This is a genomic window from Candidatus Chloroploca sp. Khr17 (assembly GCF_004138165.1).
Classification (GTDB): domain Bacteria; phylum Chloroflexota; class Chloroflexia; order Chloroflexales; family Chloroflexaceae; genus Chloroploca.
This window is the reverse complement of the sequence record NZ_RYFF01000117.1, coordinates 1-4,990: the sequence shown is the minus strand read 5'-3', so window position 1 is coordinate 4,990 and position 4,990 is coordinate 1. Positions and strand designations below refer to the sequence as shown.

General features: G+C 69.3%; 4 protein-coding genes. 3 read left to right on the top strand and 1 reads right to left on the bottom strand.

Features of this window, described 5'->3' with window-relative positions:
* The first annotated feature begins 108 nt into the window (after positions 1-108).
* The 3 genes from EKD05_RS25075 (at position 109) to EKD05_RS25065 (ending at position 3,744) form a co-directional block, all read left to right on the top strand.
* The gene (locus EKD05_RS25075) at positions 109-573 is read left to right on the top strand and encodes a single-stranded DNA-binding protein (protein WP_129678333.1); all 465 of its coding nucleotides are present in this window, start codon (positions 109-111) and stop codon (positions 571-573) included.
* Between the two features lie 1,756 nt (positions 574-2,329).
* Positions 2,330-3,226 carry an ATP-binding protein gene (locus EKD05_RS25070; RefSeq protein WP_129678331.1) on the top strand — a complete coding sequence of 299 codons (897 nt, stop codon included), beginning with the start codon at positions 2,330-2,332 and terminating at the stop codon, positions 3,224-3,226.
* Between the two features lie 296 nt (positions 3,227-3,522).
* On the top strand, positions 3,523-3,744 hold the full coding sequence (locus tag EKD05_RS25065) for a hypothetical protein (protein ID WP_129678328.1): 222 nt from the start codon (positions 3,523-3,525) through the stop codon (positions 3,742-3,744).
* Between the two features lie 610 nt (positions 3,745-4,354).
* Here EKD05_RS25065 and EKD05_RS25060 read toward each other — a convergent pair.
* On the bottom strand, positions 4,355-4,990 hold the full coding sequence (locus EKD05_RS25060; RefSeq protein ID WP_129678326.1) for a Fic family protein: 636 nt from the start codon (positions 4,988-4,990) through the stop codon (positions 4,355-4,357).

Here is a 4,990-nt window from a genome sequence, read left to right as displayed (position 1 = left end):
GCCTGGTAGGCCTGCTTCCTTGACCCCAGCCCAGGCGCAGGTGGCGTGTCTGGGTCAGGAACGAAAGCCAACCGCGCCGTAAGGCGCACCACCGAAAGGAACGACCATATGCCTGCGCACAATCACGTGGAATTGACCGGCAATCTGGGTGCTGAACCGGAACTGCGCTTTACCGCCACAGGAACCCCGGTTGCGAAAGCCAGCCTCGCTGTCCATCATCGCTATCTCACGGGGGAGCGCTGGCTGCAGCGCACCGACTGGTTTCGGCTTGTCGCCTTTGGCGCTGTCGCTGAGTTGCTCGCCACCTTTGCCAAGGGGGAACGGGTGAACATCCGGGGGCGGTTGCAGGCCAGCAGCTACCTCGACCGGGAGGGCGTCAAGCGGACGACGGTTGAGGTCGTGGTGCTCCAGGCGCGGCTTGCCCCGCTGCCGCCCACGCACGATGCCATGGCTTCGCCGGCCCCCGTGGCCGAGGATCTGCCGCCCGCACCGCCACCGGTGGTTTTGGAGCTGTCGCGTGATGACCTGGTGGCCCCCAAGCCACGGCGACGGCGGGTGAAGGCGGCGGCGTAGCCACCGCTGGCCCACCCAGGGAAGCGCGCCGCTTCCCTGGGTGGCTCGCACAGCTCTCTGGGAATCTGTGCGGCCCGGGCGCATGGGCGGGCCGCCCGCCCTGCCCGGATGCGCGCGGCCCGCCCATGCTCCTGGCAACGCACGGCGGATGTTTGGCACGCTGTCCTTGTGCAGGGCCAGGCGACCGGTTTGCGCATCAACACGACGCTCAGTGCGTCCAGATGCGCTGAGCCCAAGCAACAATCCCACAGCTACCATCTGCAATCGCGGTCGGTTCGTCCCGTGCGCGCCGCTTGCCGCTCCGGTCGCACGGGACGAACCTGGTCTGCGCCCTCATGATCCGCAGACCGCTGTGAACCGCTGCGAACCGCTGTGGACGGCGATGCGTGCGTCGCGCACGACCGTGCGCACGCGAACGCCATCGTGCGCACCTTGATGGCCCTCTGGCCGCCTCGGGCGGTTCGCCAGAGGGTTTCTTCCTCACTGCACGACCAGGTTGCCCCAAGGAGCCCTGGCGCACGGGTGCGCACGCAGGCGTCTGCTTCAGGCCCGCCGCCTCTGGGTGGGGGCACGGCCTCCGTGCGTGCTCGGTCGCCCCTGGCCGTTGGCCCTTGCGTTGCTCCGCTCCGCCCTTGCCCCGCGTTACCCCCTTGCTGCGCCCCTGCCAACGGCATCCCTCCGGCGCGGCCAACCAGCGTGCGCGTGCCGCTGCTCGAAGCCCAGGTACGCTTGAGCGTCAGCCGCTGGGCCTGACGGCGGCTGCCCTGGTGTGCGCTCGGCTTGCCCCGTCCAGCCAGACCGTGCGGCGTTCCCCGTGCTCGTCATGTGCCGGTGTCCTGCGGCTGCCCTCGCTGGCGGTGCGGTATGGCTTGCGTTCTGCCCGGTTCAGCCTGCCACAGCGTCCTGGCCTGGCGCAAGGGGCCTACCGCCTTTCGGGGACCCCCTGCCCCCGAACAAGCCTGGTAGGCCTGCTTCCTTGACCCCAGCCCAGGCGCAGGTGGCGTGTCTGGGTCAGGAACGAAAGCCAACCGCGCTGCAAGGCGCAGCACCGACAGGCTCCCATGCCCACCCGCCTCGCGTCGCCCTGGGCAGAGCGCGAGCGTCCGTGGTCGTGCGCGGGCGAGCAGGCCCGCTGAGCTGAGCCTGCGGCAGCGTGGTACCGGGTCGGGTTGGACAGGCTCCCAGGCCCGCCCGCCTCGCGTCGCCCTGGGCAGAGCGTAAGCATTCTTGGTCGTGCGCGGGCGAGCAGGCCCGCTGAGCTGAGCCTGCGGCAGCGTGGAGCCGGGCCGGGTTGAGGAGGCTCCCAGGCCCGCCCGCCTCGCGTCGCCCTGGGCAGAGCGCGAGCGTCCGTGGTCGTGCGCGGGCGGGCGGGCCCACTGAGCCGAGCCTGCGGCAGCGTGGTACCGGGCCGGGCTGAGGAGGCTCCCGGGCCAGCCCGCCTCGCGTAGCCGTGGGCAGAGCGCGAGCGTCCGTGGTCGTGCGCGGGCGGGCAGGCCCGCTGAGCCGAGCCTGCGGCAGCGTGGAGCCGGAGATGCGTGCGCCGGATGCGCACGACCTGACCCTGTGCCAGTCTCGATCGTTGCCTCCCTCCTCGTCGTGACGACAGACGACCTTGATGCGTGCCCAAGCTTGATCGCCGCCTGCCCTCCTCGGCGGATTCTGCTGGCCGAGGTGGCGCACTGTGGTCGAACGTACCGCGCCCGTGGCGCGGTGTTGCTCAGGGCGTTTTCCGAGCTATCCCACAGAAGGAAGATCAATGTGTGTTCATGAGGAAGCGAGCGGAGCGTTGCCTGACCAAGCCCATGTCAAGCGAGCGTTGGAAATTGCGGTGGCCGGGGGCCACCATGTGTTGCTTGTGGGCGCGTCCGATGCGCCAACCTTGCGGTTGGCACGCATGGTGCCTGAACTTGTTCCCCCAGGTGTGCCCCTGTACCCAGCGACGACGTTGGATACCGCCGCTTCGATGGAGGGGTCACCGGAATGGCGCGCTGCCGAACGCCCGTGGTGCTGCCCGCCCCCGGGGTGCTCGCTGCCAGGGTTGCTGGGTGGAGGGCGCGGCACCTTCCAGCCAGGCTTCGTGAGCCAGGCCCATGACGGCATACTGTTGCTCGCCAACCTTCAGCAGTTTCATCACGCGAGCGCACACCTGGCACGGGTGTTGACCGACCGCATCGTCGTGCCGCCACGAGGGGGCACCTTGCCCGCCAACCTGCTGCTGATTGCAACGGCCGAGGCCCATGATCAAGCATGGCGGTCTGCATGTGCGGCGATCCTCCCGCACTTCGCGCTCGTGGTGCAGGTACCCAGCCGCATGCCTGATCGTCAGCCCCCTGGAGCGCAGGACGAATCCGCGGCGATCGTTCGTGCGCGCGTGGCGGCGGCCTGGCAGCGGCAAGCCGCACGCAGCGGCGGCGGCTGGCAGTGGCGCTTCAATGCCACGCTGCCCCCCACCGAGGTCGCCCGGCAGGTGACGTTGGATCACGCTGCCCGGCACCTCCTGGCGGTTGCCACCCGCCAGCTGGCCCTCACCGCCAGCCAACGCCAGCACGTGCGGCTGGTCGCCCGCACCATCGCCGACCTGGCTGGCCTGGAACTGATCGGCCCGGCGCACATCGCTGAAGCTCTGCAGTATCGCTTGCCCTCCGCCGTTTAACGCGGACAGCCGTGCTTTCCTCAACGACGCCTCGTTGGGCTTGGCCCGCCTCATCCGCGTCGATCACCACCTCGTCCAGCCCACCCGCGCCATCGCCAGACACACCCGCGCCCCGCTGCTCAGGTGAAGTGCCTCGCTGCGGCGCGGGTCTCCTGGCCGCAACGTGCCACACCGGGGGAAGCGGCGACACGGGTCAAGATCGCCGGCAGGCCGGCGACGCGATGCGCCCTGCCCCGCCTCCCCGCAGTGTGGCGTTGGCATGCCACGGAGACCGCTTGCTGCAGAAGGAGGCCCCCATGCAACTGAGAATTGGGACGAAGGTACGCGCCTGGGACGATGATCGGGCGTGCTGGTGGGACGGCGAGGTGGAGTTCATCGACGTTGATGATGGAATGGTCGAAGTCATGATCCTCAACGGCGATCATCCTCGGCATCCATGGCAAGCAGAGACGATCAGCGTTCCCCTTGATCCGGAATTCATCCGCCCGCTGCGCGTTTCCCAGCGCTCGCCTACCTGATGGGCGGATGGGCGCAGATCGTTGCGCCTCACCGCCTAGCGCCCAGCGCCGCTGATCACCATCATTGACAAAACGACGCTACCAACGCTCTTTTTGTGTCCAATGAGGACACAAGGGGGGGCGGGTTGCGTCAACCCCTTGTGTCCTCATTGGACACAAGGGTGGCATAGAGACCGTCGTCCCCTGACGCCACGATCAACCGCGCTGGCGCTGGTGGCGCGGCCCGGCGTGGCTCCCCGCCGTGACGCTGAGCTGGCTCAGAGGAGAGGAGTCTGCGGCGGCGTGGTGCCGTTGCCTCGACCGCTTCCCCCCGGAGGTGGCTCGCCAGCGGGCCTTGCCGGGTGGATGGGCCGCTCCGTCCGCTCGGCGCATGCCTTGGGGCCGCCGCTGGCCGGGCCACGGTGCGCGGATCGCGCCCGATGCGGTCGTGCCTGGGCACGGATGGGGTGTTCGTATGATACGAACACCCCATCCGTACTCAGGCGCTTGTGGGCCTGCCGCTCGCGTTGTTTCCTGGCGGTGGCGCATCGGCATGACGCCGCGCCGGAGCCCCCCGCCGGAGTGCAAGGGTTGCTGCGCTCGCGCTGTCTCCCGGCACTGCACCGCAGCGCTATCCTTCGCTTGGCGCATCCCGCGTGGTTCTTCCCGGGGGACGGCCACGCGGGATGCGCCCGTTGGTGATGTCGTCGTGGTAGCGGGCCAGCGCGGCTGAAGTGCTGTGCCAGCGCCCGCCGCGTTTGGAGCCTTCCAGACGCCCTTTGCGAATCAGCAGCGCCAGGTATTCCGCGCTGTAGGGTGAGGTCGCGGCCAGTGTGCTCAGGGACATCCAGCTTTCGTCTGGGGTCGCGTCGCAGGCTTCCAGATAGAGATCGAGGCCGCTTTCGACCGCACGACCCACCAGGTTCAGGAGCGGCCCGAAGCGCCCGCGATCCGCCTGTGCGAGCGCTGCCAGGTAGCCGAGCCGCCATTCTTGGAGCAGCAGGGCGGGCGGCGTACCGCCACGCATGAGCAGCAGATTGAGCACCAGGCGTCCGGTGCGCCCGTTGCCGTCACGAAAGGGATGCACCGCCAAGAAGCCATGATGTGCCAGGGTCGCCCGCGTGATCAGGTCGTCCTGCTGCCCGTCAGCGTCAAGCCAGGCGAGCCACTGCGACATCAAGGCGGGTACCTCCCGTGCCGGCGGCGGCTGCAGGAGCGAGCCCCGGATGCTGACCGCACCGCGCCGCCACTGCCCTGCTTCGTCCAG